The organism is Mycobacterium sp. NGS51 (genome assembly GCF_059812525.1).
The window spans coordinates 254,447-272,513 of record NZ_JCALCV010000004.1 but is presented as its reverse complement, the minus strand read 5'-3'; the positions used below and the strand labels follow the sequence as shown (position 1 = coordinate 272,513).

At 67.4% G+C, this 18,067-nt stretch carries 18 protein-coding genes, 1 pseudogene and 2 riboswitches; of the genes and pseudogenes, 8 read left to right on the top strand and 11 right to left on the bottom strand.

Annotated elements, in window-relative coordinates; translation table 11 throughout:
• Positions 1–13: 13 nt before the first annotated feature.
• A complete protein-coding gene (locus AC5Y5W_RS07465; protein ID WP_500009349.1) occupies positions 14–520 on the bottom strand; it encodes a DUF1360 domain-containing protein in 507 nt (168 codons plus the stop codon).
• A 157-nt stretch (positions 521–677) separates the two neighbouring features.
• On the opposite strand from AC5Y5W_RS07465, the gene AC5Y5W_RS07460 reads away from it, so the two are divergent.
• Entirely contained in the window at positions 678–1,391 is a 714-nt protein-coding gene (locus AC5Y5W_RS07460; RefSeq protein WP_500009189.1) for an HAD family hydrolase, read from the top strand.
• A gap of 11 nt (positions 1,392–1,402) precedes the next feature.
• Here AC5Y5W_RS07460 and AC5Y5W_RS07455 read toward each other — a convergent pair whose 3' ends face one another.
• The gene (locus AC5Y5W_RS07455; RefSeq protein WP_500009188.1) at positions 1,403–2,086 is read right to left on the bottom strand and encodes a class I SAM-dependent methyltransferase; all 684 of its coding nucleotides are present in this window, start codon (positions 2,084–2,086) and stop codon (positions 1,403–1,405) included.
• Between the two features lie 46 nt (positions 2,087–2,132).
• On the opposite strand from AC5Y5W_RS07455, the gene AC5Y5W_RS07450 reads away from it, so the two are divergent.
• Positions 2,133–2,552 (top strand): MarR family winged helix-turn-helix transcriptional regulator, encoded by a 420-nt coding sequence (locus AC5Y5W_RS07450; RefSeq protein WP_500009187.1) that lies wholly within the window; start codon positions 2,133–2,135, stop codon positions 2,550–2,552.
• Here AC5Y5W_RS07450 and AC5Y5W_RS07445 read toward each other — a convergent pair.
• The 3 genes from AC5Y5W_RS07445 to rpsB are packed head-to-tail and all read right to left on the bottom strand — an operon-like array spanning position 2,549 to position 5,655.
• Complete coding sequence (locus tag AC5Y5W_RS07445) at positions 2,549–3,979, bottom strand: amidase (RefSeq protein WP_500009186.1); 1,431 nt, start codon at positions 3,977–3,979, stop codon at positions 2,549–2,551. The genes AC5Y5W_RS07450 and AC5Y5W_RS07445 overlap by 4 nt on opposite strands.
• 10 nt (positions 3,980–3,989) lie before the next feature.
• Positions 3,990–4,805 (bottom strand): translation elongation factor Ts, encoded by an 816-nt coding sequence (gene tsf, locus AC5Y5W_RS07440; RefSeq protein ID WP_500009185.1) that lies wholly within the window; start codon positions 4,803–4,805, stop codon positions 3,990–3,992.
• Positions 4,806–4,818: 13 nt separating this feature from the next.
• Positions 4,819–5,655, bottom strand: coding sequence for a 30S ribosomal protein S2 (gene rpsB, locus AC5Y5W_RS07435; RefSeq protein ID WP_500009184.1), 837 nt, complete (start codon positions 5,653–5,655; stop codon positions 4,819–4,821).
• Positions 5,656–5,912: 257 nt separating this feature from the next.
• On the opposite strand from rpsB, the pseudogene AC5Y5W_RS07430 reads away from it, so the two are divergent.
• Positions 5,913–6,368: pseudogene (locus AC5Y5W_RS07430) on the top strand (M23 family metallopeptidase); the annotation flags it as partial.
• Positions 6,369–6,441: 73 nt separating this feature from the next.
• On the opposite strand, the gene AC5Y5W_RS07425 reads toward AC5Y5W_RS07430, so the two are convergent.
• The 6 genes from AC5Y5W_RS07425 to AC5Y5W_RS07400 are packed head-to-tail and all read right to left on the bottom strand — an operon-like array spanning position 6,442 to position 12,440.
• On the bottom strand, positions 6,442–7,344 hold the full coding sequence (locus AC5Y5W_RS07425) for a tyrosine recombinase XerC (RefSeq protein ID WP_500009348.1): 903 nt from the start codon (positions 7,342–7,344) through the stop codon (positions 6,442–6,444).
• Between the two features lie 32 nt (positions 7,345–7,376).
• Positions 7,377–8,537, bottom strand: coding sequence for an alpha-hydroxy-acid oxidizing protein (locus AC5Y5W_RS07420; RefSeq protein WP_500009182.1), 1,161 nt, complete (start codon positions 8,535–8,537; stop codon positions 7,377–7,379).
• A 24-nt stretch (positions 8,538–8,561) separates the two neighbouring features.
• Positions 8,562–9,416, bottom strand: a complete 855-nt coding sequence (locus AC5Y5W_RS07415) for a siderophore-interacting protein (RefSeq protein WP_500009181.1) — start codon at positions 9,414–9,416, stop codon at positions 8,562–8,564.
• Positions 9,417–9,424: 8 nt separating this feature from the next.
• Positions 9,425–10,564, bottom strand: coding sequence for a DNA-processing protein DprA (gene dprA / locus AC5Y5W_RS07410; protein WP_500009179.1), 1,140 nt, complete (start codon positions 10,562–10,564; stop codon positions 9,425–9,427).
• The gene (locus AC5Y5W_RS07405; RefSeq protein WP_500009178.1) at positions 10,561–12,072 is read right to left on the bottom strand and encodes a YifB family Mg chelatase-like AAA ATPase; all 1,512 of its coding nucleotides are present in this window, start codon (positions 12,070–12,072) and stop codon (positions 10,561–10,563) included. Before AC5Y5W_RS07405 ends, dprA begins: the two co-directional genes overlap by 4 nt.
• The gene (locus tag AC5Y5W_RS07400; protein WP_500009177.1) at positions 12,072–12,440 is read right to left on the bottom strand and encodes a YraN family protein; all 369 of its coding nucleotides are present in this window, start codon (positions 12,438–12,440) and stop codon (positions 12,072–12,074) included. Before AC5Y5W_RS07400 ends, AC5Y5W_RS07405 begins: the two co-directional genes overlap by 1 nt.
• A gap of 120 nt (positions 12,441–12,560) precedes the next feature.
• Positions 12,561–12,622, top strand: a riboswitch (Fluoride riboswitch).
• Positions 12,623–12,822: 200 nt separating this feature from the next.
• On the opposite strand from AC5Y5W_RS07400, the gene AC5Y5W_RS07395 reads away from it, so the two are divergent.
• The 5 genes from AC5Y5W_RS07395 (at position 12,823) to AC5Y5W_RS07375 (ending at position 18,035) form a co-directional block, all read left to right on the top strand.
• Entirely contained in the window at positions 12,823–13,122 is a 300-nt protein-coding gene (locus tag AC5Y5W_RS07395; RefSeq protein ID WP_500009176.1) for a PE family protein, read from the top strand.
• 57 nt (positions 13,123–13,179) lie between these two features.
• On the top strand, positions 13,180–14,274 hold the full coding sequence (locus AC5Y5W_RS07390; protein ID WP_500009347.1) for a PPE family protein: 1,095 nt from the start codon (positions 13,180–13,182) through the stop codon (positions 14,272–14,274).
• A gap of 49 nt (positions 14,275–14,323) precedes the next feature.
• The gene (locus AC5Y5W_RS07385) at positions 14,324–15,463 is read left to right on the top strand and encodes a PPE family protein (protein WP_500022237.1); all 1,140 of its coding nucleotides are present in this window, start codon (positions 14,324–14,326) and stop codon (positions 15,461–15,463) included.
• A 28-nt stretch (positions 15,464–15,491) separates the two neighbouring features.
• Positions 15,492–15,552: riboswitch (Fluoride riboswitch) on the top strand.
• 78 nt (positions 15,553–15,630) lie between these two features.
• Positions 15,631–16,962: a VTT domain-containing protein gene (locus tag AC5Y5W_RS07380; RefSeq protein WP_500009174.1), complete on the top strand. Its 1,332-nt coding sequence runs from the start codon at positions 15,631–15,633 to the stop codon at positions 16,960–16,962.
• A 296-nt stretch (positions 16,963–17,258) separates the two neighbouring features.
• The gene (locus tag AC5Y5W_RS07375) at positions 17,259–18,035 is read left to right on the top strand and encodes a GAF and ANTAR domain-containing protein (RefSeq protein ID WP_500009173.1); all 777 of its coding nucleotides are present in this window, start codon (positions 17,259–17,261) and stop codon (positions 18,033–18,035) included.
• Positions 18,036–18,067: the final 32 nt, after the last annotated feature.

Here is an 18,067-nt window from a genome sequence, read left to right as displayed (position 1 = left end):
ACCTCCTTGAACGTCAACCCTGCGCGGATTGCTGTGCCATTGCGTATGCGAGCTGCAAAAAGTCCGCGCCCGCCAGCGCGGTGAAACTGCCGGCCACCAGGCGGGTGAATCTCGGCGCGAAGATCAGCCCGATGACGAATGCGGTGGCTACCCACATGTCCAGGCAGAACGGGCATGTCAGCAATTCGCCCAGGCTGTGCCGCAATTGACTGGAGTGCCGCGTTTCCTCCTGCACTTCGGCGGGACCGCCGGTGCCGGCGTAGTGGGCGAATGGCGCCCGCAGCGGGCTGGTCACTGCGTCTTTGGTCAGCGAGCGGGACAGCTTATGGGTGCCGCACATCACGGTCAGCAGATCGTCAATGCGCCATCGCTCGGGCAGCCGGCGTCCGGTGGCGGCCGCGATCACCGCCGTGAGCGCGACGACCGTCCCGTAGACGGCGAGAACCACCAGGTAGCCGCCCAACGGCCGCGGGTTGTCTCCGCGATATGTATCTGCTTCCTGACGCGCGCGCTTGGCCATGTCCGTCACGTCGCCCACTGCCACTCCTCGAGTCGGGTTTCGCACGCCGGTTACCCGATGTCGGGGCCCGGCAATCCCCGACCGGCTACGGCCGCGTCGGCCGGCCGCCGACGGGGTACCCAGTAGCGGCCCACCACCCACGGAAGGATTGTTCGTCATGGCGCAACCCGCCCCGGTCGAGTCGGCGCGTGACAGCGGCGCCGGTGATAAACCGGCTGTCTTGTTCGACGTCGACGGCACGTTGGTCGATTCCAACTTTCATCACGTCGTCGCCTGGCATCGCGCCTTTCTCGACATCGGTAAGGAGGTGCCCTGTTGGCGCATCCACGGACTCGTCGGCCGCTCAGGTTCTGAACTCGTGCGCATTCTGCTGGGCGACGAGTTGGCCGACGCGCACGGCGCACAGGTCGAGAAGTCGCACACCCGCTACTTCCTCGACAGCGGGTCGACGTTGCGCCTGCTGCCTGGTGCGCGCGAGCTGCTCGAGGCGATCGCAGAACAGGGCTGGCGCGCGGTACTCGCCACGTCGGCCGGTGAAGACGAGCTTGCGCTGCTGCGCAGCGTCCTCGACGCGGAAGACCTGGTGGCCGCCGTGACGTCGGCCGCTGACGCTGACCGGGCCAAGCCGGATCCTGACATCGTCGCCAGCGCACTGGAGTGTGTCGGGGCACAACCCTCGCAGGCCGTCATGCTCGGCGACACAGTGTGGGATGTGCAGGCGGGCCGGCGTGCCGGGGTCCCGACCGCGGCGGTGCTCAGCGGCGGAATCGCCCGGGAGGCACTAGAACACGCCGGCGCGGCGGCGATCTACGCCGGACCGCTCGACGTGTGGGCCCACCTCGACGAGTTCAGCCAATTGCTGCGGTTGTGACCCGCCGCCGCTCAGCCGAGGTGTGCGGAGAGCAGCCAGCCCGGCACCGACTTGCGCCCGTTGGCCTCGTCGCGCAGATCCACCACCGGAAACTCGGCGGAAACGCCGTCGGGGAAATTGGCGTGAATTCGGGCGGCCCGGATTTCGTCGATAACCCAGTACTTGGAGACCACCTCGCGCAGCTCATCCTCGGTGACCGGATTGGCCGGGCTGTCCGGCATCCCGGCCCGGTCAAAGACCAGCACGAAATACGACGCACCGGGAGCAGCGGCACGCACGATCGAGCGCTGGTATCCGTCGCGCAGCTCCACCGGCATCGAATGAAACAGCGTGCTGTCGACGATCGTGTCGAACCGAGCGTCATAGCCGGTGAACGCCGAGATGTCGGCGACCTCGAAAGACGCGTTGGTCAATCCACGCTTGGCGGCCTTGGCGCTGGCCAACTCGATCGCGGTCGGCGAGGCGTCCAGCCCGACGGTGTTGTGGCCCAATGCCGCCAGGTGCAGGGCCAGCGCGGCCTCGCCGCAGCCGGCATCGAGCACATCGCCCCGGATTTTGCCCGCGTCGATCAGCGCCGCGATCTCCGGCTGCGGCTCGCCGAGACTCCACGGTGGTCGGACGCCCGCGCCGAACTCGGCAGCCTCGCCGCGGTAGGCGGGATCGAAGTCGAAATCGAAATTCTTGGTTTCAGTCATACCGTCCGGTATATCAACCAGCCTGATATATGTCAAGATGGTTGACATGGGACGGATCGAGGATGCACCACTCGGCTATCTGCTGTACCGGGTAGGCGCCGCGCTGCGTCCGGAGGTAACCGCGGTACTGCGCCCACTCGAACTGACACTGCCCGAATTCGTCTGCATGCGAATACTTTCCATGTATCCGGGGATGTCCAGCGCCGACTTGGCGCGGCAGACCAACGTCACACCGCAGGCGATGAACACCGTGCTGCGCAAGCTCGAAGACGTCGCGGTGGTGGCCAGGCCGGCGACGGTGCCGTCCGGGCGAGCGCTGCCGGCCACGCTGACCGGCGCGGGCCGGGCGCTGCTCAAGCGCGCCGAGGCGGCAGTGCGCGAAGCCGACGCCCGCATCCTGAGCAAGCTGTCAACGTCGCAGCAGCGTGAGTTCAAACGGATGCTCGAAGCGCTGGGATCCGACTAATCGCCCACCGCGGCCTGGATGGCGGCAAACGGCCGCGCTTCTTCGAGCTCGTAGGCCAACTCCAGCAGTCGGGCCTCCGCACCGCGCTCTGCCGAGAACATCATGCCCTGCGGTAAACCGTTGGCGGTGTGGGCCAGCGGCAACGAGATCGCCGGATCACCGGTGGCGTTCTGTAGCGGTGTGAACGCAACCCACTCCATCAGCCGGTCGATGATCTGCTGATAGTCCGCGGTCGGGTCAAGATGCCCGACGCGGGGAGTCTCGGTGGCCAGCGTCGGCGTCAACAACGCGTCGTAGCTGCGGAAGAACCGTGCGCTGCGCCGTGATGAAGCCGCCAGCCGGGCGATGGCCAGCGGCAGCCGGTGCAGGCGGCGGCTGGCGTAGTGATCCAGCCCCAGCGTCAAGTTGTCCAGCCGGGTGCGGTCGAACGAGGGGCCGAATACGCGCCGTCCCCGGCGCACCAGCGCGGTGGACAAGAACGCCCAGTACAGCAGGAAGTCGTCGGCGAAAGAGGCTGGCACCGGCGGGTTTTCGACGTATTCCACCCGATGGCCAAGTTCCTCCAGCAGAGCCGCGGTCTTCAATGTCAGCTCGCGCACTTCCGGGGTGGCTTCCCGGCCGATGGACTGGGTGACGACCGCAAGCTTCAGCCGCCGCTTGGCGGGGCCGGTGACATCGCCGATCGCCGACAACTTGGGGTTGGGCCAGATGCGTTCGGCCTCCCGGTAGAAGGCGGCGGTGTCGCGCACCGAGCGGGACACCACGCCGTTGTAGACGATGCGCACCGGCATCTGGCGAAAGTCGTCGTCCAGCGGCAATCGGCCGCGCGATGGTTTGAGACCGACCAGGCCGTTGCAGGCTGCCGGAATCCGGATGGACCCGCCCCCGTCGTTGGCGTGCGCGATCGGCACCACCCCAGCAGCGACGAACGCCGCCGACCCTGACGAGGATGCGGCGGCGGTGTGGTCGGTGTTCCACGGGTTGCGGACCGCGCCCAGCCGGGGATGCTCGGCGGCGGCGCTGAAACCAAACTCGCTCAACTGGGATTTGCCCAACGTGTTCAGCCCGGTGGCGAGATACATCCGGGCGAAGGCGCCGTCGACGGCGGCCGGGCGGGGGTCCCACGCGTCGGTGCCCTGCATGGTCGGCATGCCGGCCACGTCGACGTTGTCTTTGACGAACGTCGGCACGCCGCTGAAGAAACCGCTTTTCGGCGGCGCGGACGCTTCGGCTCGTGCGCGGTCGAATGCCTCATACGCCAAGCCGTTCAGGACCGGGTTGACCGCCTCGGTCCGGGCGATGGCAGCCTCGATGACCTCGACGCGAGAAACTGTGCCGGACTGGATGGCCTCAGCCAACGCAACCGCGTCGAGGTCACCCAGCGCGTCATCGCGGAATGGGCCGCCAAATGCGTGTACGTGTCGCATCCGGCTGATGCTACTGCTGACCCACTTCGAAGCGGACGAATCGCGTCACGGTGACACCGGCCTCGTCTAGCAGGGCTTTGACCGTCTTCTTGTTGTCGGACACCGACGGCTGCTCCAGCAGCACGACATCCTTGAAGAATCCGCCCAGCCGGCCCTCGACGATCTTGGGCAGAGCCTGCTCGGGCTTGCCCTCGGCGCGCGAGGTCTCCTCCGCGATGCGGCGTTCGCTGGCGACGACGTCTTCGGGGACGTCGTCGCGGGACAGGTAGCGTGCCTTGAGCGCGGCTATCTGCAGCGCGACCGCGTGCGCAGCCTCGTGGTCGGAGCCGGTGTACTCCACCAGCACGCCCACCGCCGGCGGGAGGTCGGCCGACCGCTTGTGCAGGTAGGTCTCCACGGTGCCGTCGAAGAACGCGACTCGGCGCAACTCGAGCTTCTCGCCGATCTTGGCCGACAGCTCGGCGATGGCCTGCTCGACAGTCCGCTCCCCGGCCTGCGCGCTCTTGAGCGCCTCGACATCGGCAGCTTTGGCGGCGACGGCAGCGCCTACTACCTCGTTGGCCAGCTGCTGAAACTCGCCGTTCTTGGCGACGAAGTCGGTCTCACAGTTCAGCTCGATCAGCGCACCGTCCTTGGCGGCGACCAGACCTTCGGCGGTCGCGCGCTCGGCGCGCTTGCCGACATCCTTGGCGCCCTTGATCCGCAGCGCCTCGACGGCCTTGTCGAAGTCGCCGTCGGTTTCGGCCAGCGCGTTTTTGCAGTCGAGCATGCCCGCGCCGGTCAGTTCACGAAGCCGCTTGACGTCGGCAGCTGTGAAGTTCGCCAATGCTCAGCCTTTCCTATGAAGGGTCAGTGGTCTCGGTGGTGGTCCCCGTCGCGGCGGCGGCATCGGGCGCAGACGCGGTGGCACTGGCCAGCAGCTCCTGTTCCCATTCGGCCAGCGGCTCGGCCGAGTCCGCTTCCGGTTTGCCGTCCCCGCGGCCCAGCCCGGCCCGCGCCTGCAGCCCCTCGGCCACGGCGGAGGCGATCACCTTGGTCAGCAGCGCCGCCGAGCGGATCGCGTCGTCGTTGCCCGGGATCGGGTAGTCGACCTGGTCGGGGTCGCAGTTGGTGTCCAGGATCGCGATCACCGGAATGCCCAGCTTGCGGGCCTCACCGACGGCGATGTGCTCCTTGTTGGTGTCGACGACCCAGACCGCCGACGGCACCCGCGCCATGTCGCGGATACCGCCCAGGCTGCGTTCCAGCTTGTTCTTCTCCCGGGTCAGACCAAGAATTTCCTTCTTGGTGCGACCCTCGAAGCCGCCGGTCTGCTCCATCGCCTCGAGCTCCTTGAGGCGCTGCAGCCGCTTGTGCACGGTGGAGAAGTTGGTGAGCATGCCGCCCAGCCAGCGCTGGTTGACGTACGGCATCCCGACTCGGGTGGCCTCGGCGGCGATGGACTCTTGCGCCTGCTTCTTGGTGCCGACGAACAGCACCGTGCCCCCGTGGGCGACCGTCTCCTTGACGAACTCGTACGCCTTGTCGATGAACGTCAGCGTCTGCTGCAGGTCGATGATGTAGATGCCGTTGCGGTCGGTGAAGATGAACCGCTTCATCTTGGGATTCCAGCGACGGGTCTGATGCCCGAAATGGGTGCCGCTGTCCAGCAGCTGCTTCATGGTTACTACGGCCATGCTTATGCCTTTATGTTGTGTCGGTTGTCGCCCGGCGACGGGTGAAGCCGGGCCCTGGTGTCTGCGGGATGCCGGACCCGCCTGAGGACGGGACCGCGCGGCATCCGTTCGGCTGCAGACACGCGAAGTCAGCCCGCTCGGGCGAGCTGCGCGGACGAGTTTACACGGTTCAAGCAGGTGCTTTGTCCACAGCCCGGCTGGCGGGTCGGCCCGCTGCGCACTGAACTGGGCCGGTGCGATTGGTTGTGGTGCTGCTTTGTGCGCTGCTGTGCGCTGCCCCGGCGGTTGCCGATGACGTCCGGCTGCACTGGCCGCTGCGGCCGCCCCCGGCCGTCGTGCACCGCTTCGATGCTCCCTCGCCGAACTGGAATCCCGGGCATCGGGGCGTTGACCTGGCCGGAGTCGCCGGTCAGCCGGTGTACGCGGCGGGCAACGCGACGGTGGTGTTCGCCGGGATGCTGGCCGGTAGGCCGGTGGTGTCGCTGGCCCACCCGGGCGGCTTACATACCAGCTACGAGCCGGTCCGAGCCGCTGTTCAGGTCGGTCAACCGGTGACCGGCTCGACGGTGATCGGCGAATTGCTGGCCGGCCACCCGGGGTGCGGGGCTGCAGCGTGCCTGCACTGGGGCGCGATGTGGGGCCCGGCTGCCCGAGCCGACTACGTCGACCCGCTCGGGCTGCTCGCGTCGACGCCGATCCGGCTCAAGCCGCTACGTGGGTAGCGCGACCAGACGCAGAATCGCACGTCCGGGGCTCGGATCGTGCGATTCTGCGTCTGCTCGCGAGTTAGGCCCGCGGGTGGGCCTGATCGTGGACAGCGCGCAGCCGAGCAACCGTGACATGGGTGTAGAGCTGGGTAGTGGCCAGGCTGGAATGGCCGAGCAACTCCTGCACGACACGCAGGTCAGCGCCGCCTTCGAGCAGGTGGGTGGCGGCGCTGTGCCGCAGCCCGTGCGGACCCATGTCGGGCGCGCCGGCCACGGCAGACACGGTCTGGTGCACGACGGTGCGGGCCTGGCGGACGTCGAGCCGGCGGCCCCGCGCACCCAGCAACAGCGCCGGCCCGGACACGGCAGTGGCCAGCGCGGGCCGCCCGTCGGCCAGCCACGCGTTCAACGCCTCGGCTGCCGGCCCCCCGAACGGGGCGGTGCGCTGCTTGTCACCCTTGCCGAGCACGCGCACCAGCCGATGCGCCGTGTCGACGTCGTCGATATCCAGACCGCATAGCTCGCTGACCCGGATTCCGGTGGCGTACAGCAACTCGACGATCAGCCGGTCCCGCAACGCTAATGGATCGCCTTGCTGTGAGCCGGTTTTCGCGGCTGCCATGGCCGCCAGCGCCTGATCCTGGCGCAACACCGACGGTAACGTGCGATGCGCCTTGGGCACCTGCAGCCGCTCAGCCGGGTCGGCGCTCAACAGCCCACCGCGCACCGCCCACGCAGTAAACGCCTTGACCGCCGACGTGCGGCGCGCCAGCGTCGTGCGCGCTGCACCTGCGCCGGCCTGGGTGGCCAGCCAGGACCGCAACAACGGCAGGGTCAGCGCGGCAAGGCCGGATCCGGGCGCATATTCCTCGGCGAAGGCAAAAAACGACCGCACGTCGCCCAGGTAGGCACGACGGGTGTGCGCCGAGCGATTGCGCTGCAGCGTCAAATAGTCGTCGAACTCGTCGAGGACCGTCTCCACTCCCCCACGGTCGCAGACGGCGACCATCTGGCTCAGCTGACGCGCCGCAGCGCCTCGCGGGTCAGATCAGCCAGTGTCGGGTAGCCGTCGACGGCCATGGTCAGATCGGCTTCGGCCAGCAGCGCACGCAGTACGTGCACGATCCCGTCGACTCCACCGAGCGCCAAGCCGTAGGCGTACGGACGGCCGATGCCCACCGCGGACGCACCCAGCGCAAGCGCCTTGACGATGTCCGCACCGCTGCGGATGCCCGAGTCGAACAGCACCGGCAGGCCGTCGGCGGCGTCGACCACGGCTGCCAGGCAGTCCAGCGCGGGCAGTCCGCCGTTGGCCTGCCGGCCGCCGTGGTTGGAGCAGTAGATGCCGTCGACACCGCCGTCCTTGGCACGACGGGCATCCTCGGGGTGGCAGATGCCCTTGACGATCAGCGGCAGACTGGTCAGCGAGCGCAGCCACGGAAGGTCATCCCACGTGAGCGAATTACCGAAGACCTGCGCCCAGCGCAGCACCACGGCCCGCGGATCATCTTCCGGCGGCTGCTGCAGCCCGGCCCGGAACACCGGATCGCTGGTGTAGTTGCTCAGGCAATGTCCGCGCAGCTGCGGGAAATTGGCGCCTCCCAAGTCGCGCGGCCGCCAGCCGGGCACCCAGGTATCGAGCGTGACGATGATGCCCTGGTAACCGGCGGCCTCCGCGCGATGCACCAGGCTCGCGGCGAGTTCCCGGTCGGTCGGGGTGTACAGCTGGAAAAAGCCGGGGGTGCCACCGAATTCGGCGGCGACATCCTCGAGCGGGTCGGCGGTCAATGTGGAGGTGACCATCGGGACGCCGGTGCGGGCCGCCGCGCGGGCGGTGGCCAAATCGCCGTGGCCGTCCTGGGCGCAGATCCCGATGACACCGATGGGTGCCATGAATATCGGTGACGGCAGCGCCATGCCGAACAGTTCGATGGACATGTCGCGCTGCGTGGCGCCCACGAACATCCGTGGGATCAACCCCCAGCGCTCGAAGGCCTCGCAGTTGGCCCGCTGGGTGCGCTCGTCGCCGGCGCCACCCGCGACGTACGACCACACCGACGGCGGCATGGCGGCATGCGCCTTGGCCTCCAATTCGGCGAAAGCCATCGGCAGCTTTGGGACCACGCCGGCCAGGCCTTGCAGGTAGATCTCGAACTGGTAATCGCCGAATGCCATGACAGTGAGGATGCCAGCCGTCGATCAGCCGCCGGCTTCGGCTTCCTCTTTAGCGGCGAGCTCCTGTTTCCACTGCCGAAACGTCTCTTCGGTGCGACCCCGCCGCCAGTAACCAGAGATCGATGCCCATTTGGCGTCGACTTCACGGTCTTTGCGGATGTAGGGCCGCAGGTTGTGCATGACGGCCTGGGCTTCGCCGTGCACGAAGGCGTGCACCTGCCCTGGCAGCCACTGCGTGGTCGTGACCGCCTCGATCAACGGGGCGTGGTCACCGGCGCGATCCTCGGGAACCAGATCGGCGCGCCCACCGCGGTAGATCCAGTTCACCGACACGCCCTCGGGCGCGGTCAGCGCAATCTCATCCTCGGGGTCGGCGATTTCGATGAACACCTTGCCGACGGCGTTGGGCGGCAATGCTTCCAGTGCCACGCTGATGGCCGGCAGCGCTGATTCGTCGCCGGCGAGCAGATGCCAGTCGGCGGCCGGGTCCGGGGCGTAGGCGCCGCTGGGCCCCATCAGATAGGCCGGTTGGCCGGCTTCGGCCCCCACGGCCCACAGCCCGGCTGTCCCGTGTTCACCGTGCACGACGATGTCGATGGCGATCTGGCGCGCCGCCAGGTCGGCGCGGCGCACGGTCATGGTGCGAACGACGGGCTGCCGTTCGGCGGGCAGCTCGGCGAAGCTGTCCCGTGTCAACGGGTGCGGCAGGCTGGTCACGTCGACGTCGTCGGCGACGAATAGCAGCTTGACGTAGGAGTCGGTGAAGTCGCTGGGAGTGAAAGTGTCGAAGCCGCTGCCGCCGAGTACCACGCGGACCATGTGCGGGGTGATTTCTTCGCTGCGGACCACTTCAAGGGTGTGCACTGGTCGACCGGCCACTCCGTCGACTATACGAGCCGCGCCGCCTGACGGACGATGCGCCATCGGCCTTCGCGGCGCTCGGCCAGCCCGGCTAACTCCAAGATCGCCAATGGGCCCAGCGCCCGCGCCGGCGCCAGCCCCGCGGCGACCGCGATCTCGTCGATCGTGGCGGCACCGCGGCCCGGCAGCGCTTCATACACTTGGCGTTCGATGTCGCTGAGGCCGTCGAGCGCTGTGGTGGGCCGGGACTGCTCGGATGCCAATTCGCCGATGCGGCCCACTAACTCGATGATGTCCTCTGCACGGGTGACCAGCTCGGCGCCGTCGCGCAGCAGGACATGACAACCCGCCGACACCGAGGAGGTCACCGGCCCGGGTACCGCGCCAACTACCCGACCCAGCGACCTGGCCCAGGCGGCGGTGCTGGCCGCGCCGCTGCGTAGACCGGCTTCCACCACGACGGCCGCGTTCGCAAAGGCTGCCACCAGACGGTTGCGGGTCAAAAACCGGTGCCGCGCCGGACGCACGCCTGGGGGATATTCGGTGACCAGCAACCCGTGTCTGCTGATGCGATGCAACAGTCCGGAATGTCCTGCCGGATAAGGAATATCGATGCCCCCGGCGAGGACCGCGACCGTGACGCCATCTGCGGCCAGCGCAGCCCGATGCGCCGCGCCGTCGATCCCGTAGGCCGCGCCCGATACCACCGCCACGTCGCGGTCGGCCAGTCCTGCCGCCAGATCAGCCGCCGCGCACTCGCCGTAGGTGGTGGACGCACGAGTGCCGACGAGCGCAGCCGCGCGCTGCGCGACCTGGTCCAGCCGCTGCGGCCCGACCGCCCACAACACCATCGGCGCTCTGCCCTGCGGTTTGGCCGCGGCGGCTGCGCCGCCGAATGCGGCGAACGCCAGCACCGGCCACTCGTCGTCGGCGGGTGTGAGCAGTCTCCCGCCCCGGTGCGCAAGCAGCTCGAGATCCTCAGCAGCCCGGTCGATTTCGCGCCTCGCTTCAGTGAAGCGTGCCAACGTGTCGTCGACCTGCCCACGTCGAACCCGTTCGGCTGCCTCCTGCGGCCCCACCCGCTCGACCAACCCGGCCAGTTCAGCGCACGGTGGATCGACAACGCGCGACAGGTAGGCCCAGGCCCGCAGCGTCGGATCGCTCATCGCGACACTCCGGCTTGGCGGAAGCTCAGCGCGGCGGCCACCTCGTCGAGTCCCGGAGCGGCATGGCCGGCCAAATCAGCCAGCGTCCACGCGACCCGCAGAGTGCGGTCGACGCCACGGACGCTCAGCAGGCCGCGATCAAGGGCGGCGCGCAGCGGCTCCATCGCCGTGGTGCCGAGCCGGAACCGCCGCCGCAGCAACGGTCCGCTGACTTCGGCGTTGCTATGAAAGCCGTGTGCTCGCCAGCGCTCAGCCGCCGCACCGCGGGCCTGCGCTACCCGGTTGCGCACCTGCACCGTCGACTCGGCCCGCGTCGTCGAGAACGCCGCGGTGCGCACGGAATGCATCTCGACCCGCAGGTCGACGCGGTCCAGCAGCGGCCCGGATAGTCGGCCCAGGTAACGGCGTTTGACCGCGCCCGCGCAGATGCAATCCTGCGGGTTCGTGGGTGCGCACGGGCAGGGGTTGGCCGCCAGCACCAGCTGGAACCGGGCCGGGTAGCGCGCCACGCCGTCGCGGCGGGCGAGCCGAATCTCGCCGTCCTCCAGCGGTGTTCGCAGCGCCTCGAGCGCGCTGACACCGATCTCTGCGCACTCGTCGAGAAACAGCACCCCGCGGTGTGCACGGCTGACAGCACCGGGCCGGGCCATGCCCGATCCACCGCCGACGAGCGCGGCGACGCTGGAACTGTGATGCGGCGCCACAAACGGTGGTCTGGTGATCAGCGGTGTGGCATCCGAGAGCAGGCCCGCCACCGAGTGGATCGCGGTGACCTCCAGCGACTCGCTGTCCGACAGCGCGGGCAACAGACCCGGAAGACGTTGAGCCAGCATTGTTTTCCCGACGCCGGGTGGCCCGGTGAGCATGAGATGATGTGCACCGGCGGCGGCCACCTCGACGGCGAAGCGCGCTTGGGACTGTCCCACCACATCGGCCAGATCCGCCGACGGTTCCGGCGCCGGGAGTGTGCCGCCGATCCGCTCGTCCAGCCGCGCCGACCCGCCGAGCCAGGCCTGTAACTGACCCAGGGTGCGCAGGCCCCACACCTCGATGCCGTCGACCAAGCTGGCCTCGGCCAGGTTCTTCGTCGGCACCACAACGGTTCGCCAGCCGTCGCGCTTCGCCGCCAGCACGGCCGGCAGCACGCCGCGCACCGGCCGCACCCGGCCGTCCAGCGCCAACTCGCCCAGCAGGACCGATCTCCCCAGCCGCTGCCAAGGTCTTTTGCGCTGCGCCGACAGCACCGCCGCCGCCAACGCCACGTCATAGACCGAACCCATTTTCGGCAAGGTGGCCGGCGACAACGCCAGCGTGAGGCGGGCCTGCGGCCACTGATTGCCGCAGTTGGTGATCGCTGCCCGGACCCGGTCGCGGGACTCCTGCAGGGCGGCGTCGGGCAGACCAACGAGGTGCACACCCGGCAAGCCCGAGGTGATGTCGGCTTCGATCTCCACGATCTCGCCGTCCAACCCGCGCACCGCCACCGAGAACGCACGCCCCAGCGCCATCAGCCGATCCCTCGCAGGTGGGTGATCTCCGGGGTGCGACGACGACCGATCCGCACGCCGATCACATCGATGCGGATCGCCGCCCAGCGGTGGTCCTGACCGGCCAGCCAGGCCGCGGCCAGCCGCCGCAGCCGGCGCACTTTTTGGTCGGTCACCGCATAGGCCAGGCCGCCGAAGCCGTCCCCCGTGCGGGTTTTGACCTCGATGAAGACCACCGCATGCGCGGCCGGGTCAGCGGCGATCACATCCAGCTCGCCGTAGCGGCAGCGCCAGTTTCGGGCCACGATCTCTAATCCCGAACCGATCAAGTGGTCAACGGCCAGCTGTTCGCCGAGGGCTCCCAACTGGGTCCGCGTCAACGTCGTCATACGGCCACCCTGCGTGGCCGGGCCGACACCGCGGGGCAGCCACCACGGTTCAGCGGCCAGTTATCCCCAGTTGCATGTCGATCCACAAGTGATTGCGCGTCCGGTTGGACGCGGCGTAGCATCCCGCTAGGCGATGAAGCTCGCCGTAACCGCCGCCCCTGGCTGATGGCTTCTACCCGTGAGTAAGTCGGGGTGGAAGGCGGGTAGCGGCGAATGGCACCACATTCCAGTAGCTTTCCTCAGCGTCCTACGTCGCTGCGGAATGCGGGCGTGACAATTTCCTCGAAATGCCCGGTGGCGCAGCACCTCCCAGTTCGCGGTCCCCCGGCGCGCTTTCTCAGCGCCTTCACAACGACCAACGTCATCCAGGAAAGGAATAGTCATGTCTTTCGTCACCGCACAGCCGGAAATGCTTACGGCAGCAGCAGGCAGTTTACAGGGGATTGGGTCAGCGATGACCGCTCAGAACGCCGCCGCAGCCGCTCCGACCACCGGAGTGATTCCGGCTGCCGCAGATGAGGTTTCGGCGCTGACCGCAGCGCAGTTCGCCGCGCACGCCCAGCTGTATCAGGCGGTCAGTGCCCAATCCTCGGCGATTCACGAGATGTTTGTCACCGCCTTGAGTACCAGTGCCGGCTCCTATGCCGCCACTGAGGCGGCCAACGCCATCGCAACCGGCTGAGCTGGCGGGCTTGTGTTCGATTTCGGGACGTTACCACCGGAGATCAACTCAGCCAGAATGTATTCCGGACCCGGACCCGCGCCGATGTTGGCAGCCGCAACGGCCTGGGACGTGCTGGCCGTCGAGCTGTCCTGCAGCGCAACGGCATACGGGTCAATTATCGCGGAACTGATCGGTGGCGGCTGGCTGGGCTCAGCATCGTTGTCGATGGCCGCCGCGGCGGCACCGCATGTGGCCTGGCTGCACAGCACCGCGGCTCAGGCCGAGCAGACCGCCATCCAGGCTAAGGAGGCAGCGGCCGCCTACGAGCTGGCGTTCGCGATGACAGTTCCACCGCCGGTGATTGCCGCTAACCGCAGCCTGTTGATGGCACTAATTTCGACGAATTTCTTCGGTCAGAACACGCCGGCGATCGCGGCAACCGAAGCGCATTACGCCGAGATGTGGATCCAAGACGCGGCCGCGATGTATGGCTACGCCGGATCCTCGGCGGCGGCGATTCGGTTGGCCCCCTTCGTCCCCCCGCGACCCACCACCGATCCGACCGGGCTTGCGGCCCAAGCCGGCACGGTCGTCAACGCCGTCAGCAATGCCGTCGCGGCGCAGCCGACGACACTGCCACAACTGATGTCCGCTACGCCCGCCGCCCTGCAGCAACTCGCCGCACCCGCTGCTTCGCTGTCCCCCTCGTCTACGCTCAGCACCTTCCTTTCGGTCACCAAAATCGTGAACACGGTGTTCTCGACGAGCAACGCCGCAAACACGGGGCGCAGCATCGTGATCCAAGATCAAAGGCTCGCGTTCCAACAGGCCCGGGACGCGGAAAAATCTGCCGTGTCTGGTGGCCGCCTTGTCTCGACCGCTCCGGTGAGAGTACTCGGCCCACCGGTGTCGGCAGGAATGGGCCGGGCCGCGGTGGTCGGATCCTTGTCAGTGCCGGCCAACTGGACCACCGCCGTACCAGAGATCCGAACGGTCGCACTGACCTTGCCGGAGTCCGTGGGCGCAACGCCGGCAACCGCCGCGGAAATGCCGCCCGTTCCCGGAAGCGCGTTCAGCCAGTCCGTGTTGGGGACGCTAACTCGATACGGGTTCGACGGTCCCCGCGCGAAAAGTAAACCGGTGATCGTCCGCTCGCCGGCTGCCGGATAGCAGCCCAAACGCCAAAACCTATACCGCTGATTGAGAAAGGTTTGCAGACATGGACTTTGGAGCATTGCCCCCAGAAATCAACTCTTCCAGAATTTATGCCGGCCCCGGTTCGTCCCCGCTGATAGCCGCGGCCTCCGCGTGGGACCAGCTCGCCCACGAACTGAATGCGTCGGCCGCCGCCTACGGGTCAGTGATCACCGGCCTGACAACCAGCGGCTGGCAGGGCCCGTCGTCGATGATGATGGCAAATGCGATTACGCCCTATGTGGCGTGGATGCACAGCACCGCCGCTCAGGCCGAGCAGACCGCGCTACAGGCCAAGACCGCCGCGGGAGCCTATCAAACCGCCTTCGCAATGACGGTGCCTCCGCCGCTGATCGAAGCCAACCGCACGCAACTGCAGTCGCTGGTAGCGAGCAACTTTTTCGGTCAGAACAGCCCGGCGATTGCGGCAACCGAAGCCCAGTACGACGAAATGTGGGCTCAGGACGCCGCCGCGATGTACGGCTACGCCGCTTCATCGCACACCGCGTCGAGACTGACACCGTTTATTAACCCGCCACGCACCACGGACCCAGCCGGGGTGGCCGCACAAACTGCCGCGGCCGCGCATTCCGCCGGGAGCCCAGCGCAGTCGATGCCACAACTACCCACGACGCTGCAGCAACCCGCGGCGCCAGCCGCGCCTACCCCGCTGCTGAATCCAACCGACGTCTTCAACGACACCGTGAGTTCGACGAGCGGCGCCGCGTCCATTACCAGTGCATCCTTTTCTGGATCGTCGATAGGCGTGACGAACCATGCAGTGGCGATCAATGCCGAACGCGACGCGGCGCAAGGAATTGGACCATTCTTGGGAGGACCGGCCGGGCCGCTGACACTGGCATCGTCTGCCGGACCGGCGAACTTTGGTGCGTCGTCCGTATCGGCGGCGACGGGGCGGGCCAGCCTGGTCGGCACTTTGTCGGTCCCGCAAACCTGGGCCGCCACAGCCACCCCGGCGGTTGGCCCCGCGGCACTGACTTTGCCGAGCACCAGCGCCGCGGCAGCTCCGGCAGCCTCCGGTGTCATGCCTCCCGGCATGTTCGGTGAAGCGCTCCTCGGTACGCTGGCAGGACGAGGTGTCAGTAACGTCGCCGCGAAGCTGCGTACGAAGAGCGTCGTGCCCCGCTCGCCGGCCGCCGGCTGACACAACACTGCGTATTAGCCGGAGTAGCATCGGGCCAGGCGATGAAGCTCGCCTCAACTGCCTCACCGGCTGATGGTTTCTACGTAGGTGAATCCTGATCGTCAGCCACAACATCAACGTCGCATGCTGAGCGCTCACGTATGGCCGACCGGTAAGTAGAGACGCGGATGGATCAGTTCATCAATTGGCTCGTCAAGCTACCCGCCGTGGTAGTTCTCGGCGCGGCCTTTCTGCTTCCGCTGTTGGAGTCGTCGATGTTTGTCGGCGTTGTTTTTCCCGGCGAGACCGCGGTACTCATTGCGGGTGTTGTGGCCAGCCAAGGCGCTCTGCCGCTCTGGCTCGTGATAATTGTGGCGTCAGGTGGCGCGATCATCGGCGACAGCGTCGGCTACGAAATTGGCAAGCGCTACGGACAACGCCTGCTCAACCGGCTGCCGAAACGGCTGGTCAAGCCTGAACACATCGAACGCACGACTGCATTGCTGCGACGCCGCGCCGGGTCGGCGGTTTTGATTGGGCGGTTCACCGCGGCACTTCGGGTGCTTGTGCCCGGAATGGCCGGTATCAGCCGGCTGCCGTACCCGACATTTCTGGTATTCAACGCGATTGGCGGCATCGGCTGGGCTACGACCGCGACGATGGTCGGCTACATCGCCGGAAAGAGCTACCACGCCGCGGAACAGCGTATGAGCATCATCGGCGTCGGTGTTCTCGTCCTGATTATCGGCGGATACCTCTTGGCTCGCCTCCGGCGGCACCCCCGGCTGGCGCCGCTGGTCGACGCGCGACTGTCAACCGAGCGCTGGACCGGGCTTCCACTGACCTTGATAATCGCGGCCGCGGGAGGCACCGGCTGGTTGTTCGGCGGCGTCACCGAAGACGTCGTCGGACATGAAGAGCTGGCACAGCAAGACCCGCACTGGCATGAGTTCCTGGTCGACCATCGCGTGGCCGTCTTCTCGGACCTCTCCCGCCTCCTGACGTACCTGGGCAGCACCCCTGTTGCATATCTGGTTGTTGTTATCGCGGTGGTGGTGGTGATCTGGCGCGACCGCTACTGGGCTGCCACCTTCGCCGTACCGGCACTGATCATCGGACAAGTCATCTGCGCCGGGGTGTCGAAGCTGGTGCAGCGGCAGCGTCCGCCCCAGGCTCACTGGCTGACAAGCGCTGACGGCTACGCTTTTCCCTCATGCCATGCAGCCACCTCGGTCCTGGTTTGGGGGCTGGTGGTCACGCTTGCCTGGCCTTGGTTGCGCAGCCGCGGCCACCGAGTCACCGCAGTCATCGCGGCCGTCGTGATCGCCGCCATCGGCGGTGCGACGCGCGCCTACCTGGGCACTAACTGGCCCACGGACATTGTCGGCGGCTGGGCGCTTGGCGGTTTGCTGTTGACCCTGACGATCGCTGGGTTGGCACTACTGCGCTTTCCCTTCGTATCGAAGTGGCAACGTCACGGACCGCGTCGTGAAGTCGAGGCAGTCGGCAGAGTCGACTGAACGTCGACAGCCTCCGCCGATGCGGGCTCAAGCTAGTCGGCACCGCACCGTCCACCAGCACCGCGCCGACAACCACGTCGGGCGGCTTTCACCTGCCATCGCTGCCGTAGCCGCGGGACAAGGAACTTCGCCGCAAGTACCCGGACGCAGCAGCCCGTTGCTGCACCGAATCGTCATCAAACGCAACGAACCTGGACAGCTAATCCAGCCAGCTGGGCCGACGCCCGGTATACGGTGGTTTCCGGCGACATGTCGCCGCAAGACGTGCGCGTTCCTCGGCGAGGGCAGCACCTGAAATGAGGAACAACGTGGCAGAAGAGGCCAACACGAACTCCGAGGCAATAGCCCAGCCGGTCAAAGCCGACCCCGCGACGGTGTTCGCCGCGCTGGCCGAGATCATCTACCAAGGCTCGGACCCCGGTGAGGTGTATGCAGCCATTTGCATCGCTGCAACGCTGATCGTGTCTGGCTGCGACCACGCCAGCCTGCTGGTGCGCCGCGGCGAGCGTTACGTGACCGTCGGCGCTAGCGACCACGTCGCGCACCGCATCGACAACTTGGAACGGGCCGTCGACGAAGGGCCATGCCTCGACGCCATCGAGGAGGAGACTCCCCAGATCGAAACCGACCTGACCACGCCGAGCGAGTGGCCCAAACTGGCTGCTCGTTTGCTCGATGAGACACCAGTGCGCGGCGCTATGGGGTTTCGCATCTTGGTCGATCGCCGCAAGAGCGGCGCGCTGAACCTGTTCAGCGACAGCGCCAACGCCTTCGACACCCAGTCCGCCGGTCAGGCGATCGTGCTGGCCTCCTTTGCCAGTGTGGCCATCAACGCCATCGCCGCGGGCGAGGACGTCACCACCCTGCGCCGGGGACTACTGAGCAACCGGGAGATCGGCAAGGCGGTGGGCATGTTGATGCTGTTGCACGGGGTATCCGAGGACGAGGCATTCGATGTGCTGCGGCGCTATTCCCAGGACCTGAACATCAAACTCGCCGACGTGGCACGAACGGTCATCGAGAACCGCGGCAACCCGATCTTCAGCGACGACCAACCTTCGCTGGGCAGCTGACGCCATTGGCGGCGACCCGCCGCGCCCGGCTT

Excerpts from the sequence above, each read along its gene's own strand:
- AC5Y5W_RS07395 (WP_500009176.1), top strand. The coding sequence starts at position 12,823 with ATGTCTTTCGTCACCGCACAGCCGGAAATGCTTACGGCAGCAGCAGGC.
- AC5Y5W_RS07390 (WP_500009347.1), top strand. The coding sequence starts at position 13,180 with ATGTATTCCGGACCCGGACCCGCGCCGATGTTGGCAGCCGCAACGGCC.
- AC5Y5W_RS07460 (WP_500009189.1), top strand. The coding sequence starts at position 678 with ATGGCGCAACCCGCCCCGGTCGAGTCGGCGCGTGACAGCGGCGCCGGT.
- AC5Y5W_RS07455 (WP_500009188.1), bottom strand. The coding sequence starts at position 2,086 with ATGACTGAAACCAAGAATTTCGATTTCGACTTCGATCCCGCCTACCGC.
- dprA (WP_500009179.1), bottom strand. The coding sequence starts at position 10,564 with ATGAGCGATCCGACGCTGCGGGCCTGGGCCTACCTGTCGCGCGTTGTC.
- AC5Y5W_RS07445 (WP_500009186.1), bottom strand. The coding sequence starts at position 3,979 with ATGCGACACGTACACGCATTTGGCGGCCCATTCCGCGATGACGCGCTG.
- AC5Y5W_RS07465 (WP_500009349.1), bottom strand. The coding sequence starts at position 520 with ATGGCCAAGCGCGCGCGTCAGGAAGCAGATACATATCGCGGAGACAAC.
- AC5Y5W_RS07375 (WP_500009173.1), top strand. The coding sequence starts at position 17,259 with ATGAGGAACAACGTGGCAGAAGAGGCCAACACGAACTCCGAGGCAATA.
- rpsB (WP_500009184.1), bottom strand. The coding sequence starts at position 5,655 with ATGGCCGTAGTAACCATGAAGCAGCTGCTGGACAGCGGCACCCATTTC.
- AC5Y5W_RS07385 (WP_500022237.1), top strand. The coding sequence starts at position 14,324 with ATGGACTTTGGAGCATTGCCCCCAGAAATCAACTCTTCCAGAATTTAT.
- AC5Y5W_RS07400 (WP_500009177.1), bottom strand. The coding sequence starts at position 12,440 with ATGACGACGTTGACGCGGACCCAGTTGGGAGCCCTCGGCGAACAGCTG.
- AC5Y5W_RS07420 (WP_500009182.1), bottom strand. The coding sequence starts at position 8,537 with ATGGCATTCGGCGATTACCAGTTCGAGATCTACCTGCAAGGCCTGGCC.
- AC5Y5W_RS07450 (WP_500009187.1), top strand. The coding sequence starts at position 2,133 with ATGGGACGGATCGAGGATGCACCACTCGGCTATCTGCTGTACCGGGTA.
- AC5Y5W_RS07380 (WP_500009174.1), top strand. The coding sequence starts at position 15,631 with ATGGATCAGTTCATCAATTGGCTCGTCAAGCTACCCGCCGTGGTAGTT.
- AC5Y5W_RS07405 (WP_500009178.1), bottom strand. The coding sequence starts at position 12,072 with ATGGCGCTGGGGCGTGCGTTCTCGGTGGCGGTGCGCGGGTTGGACGGC.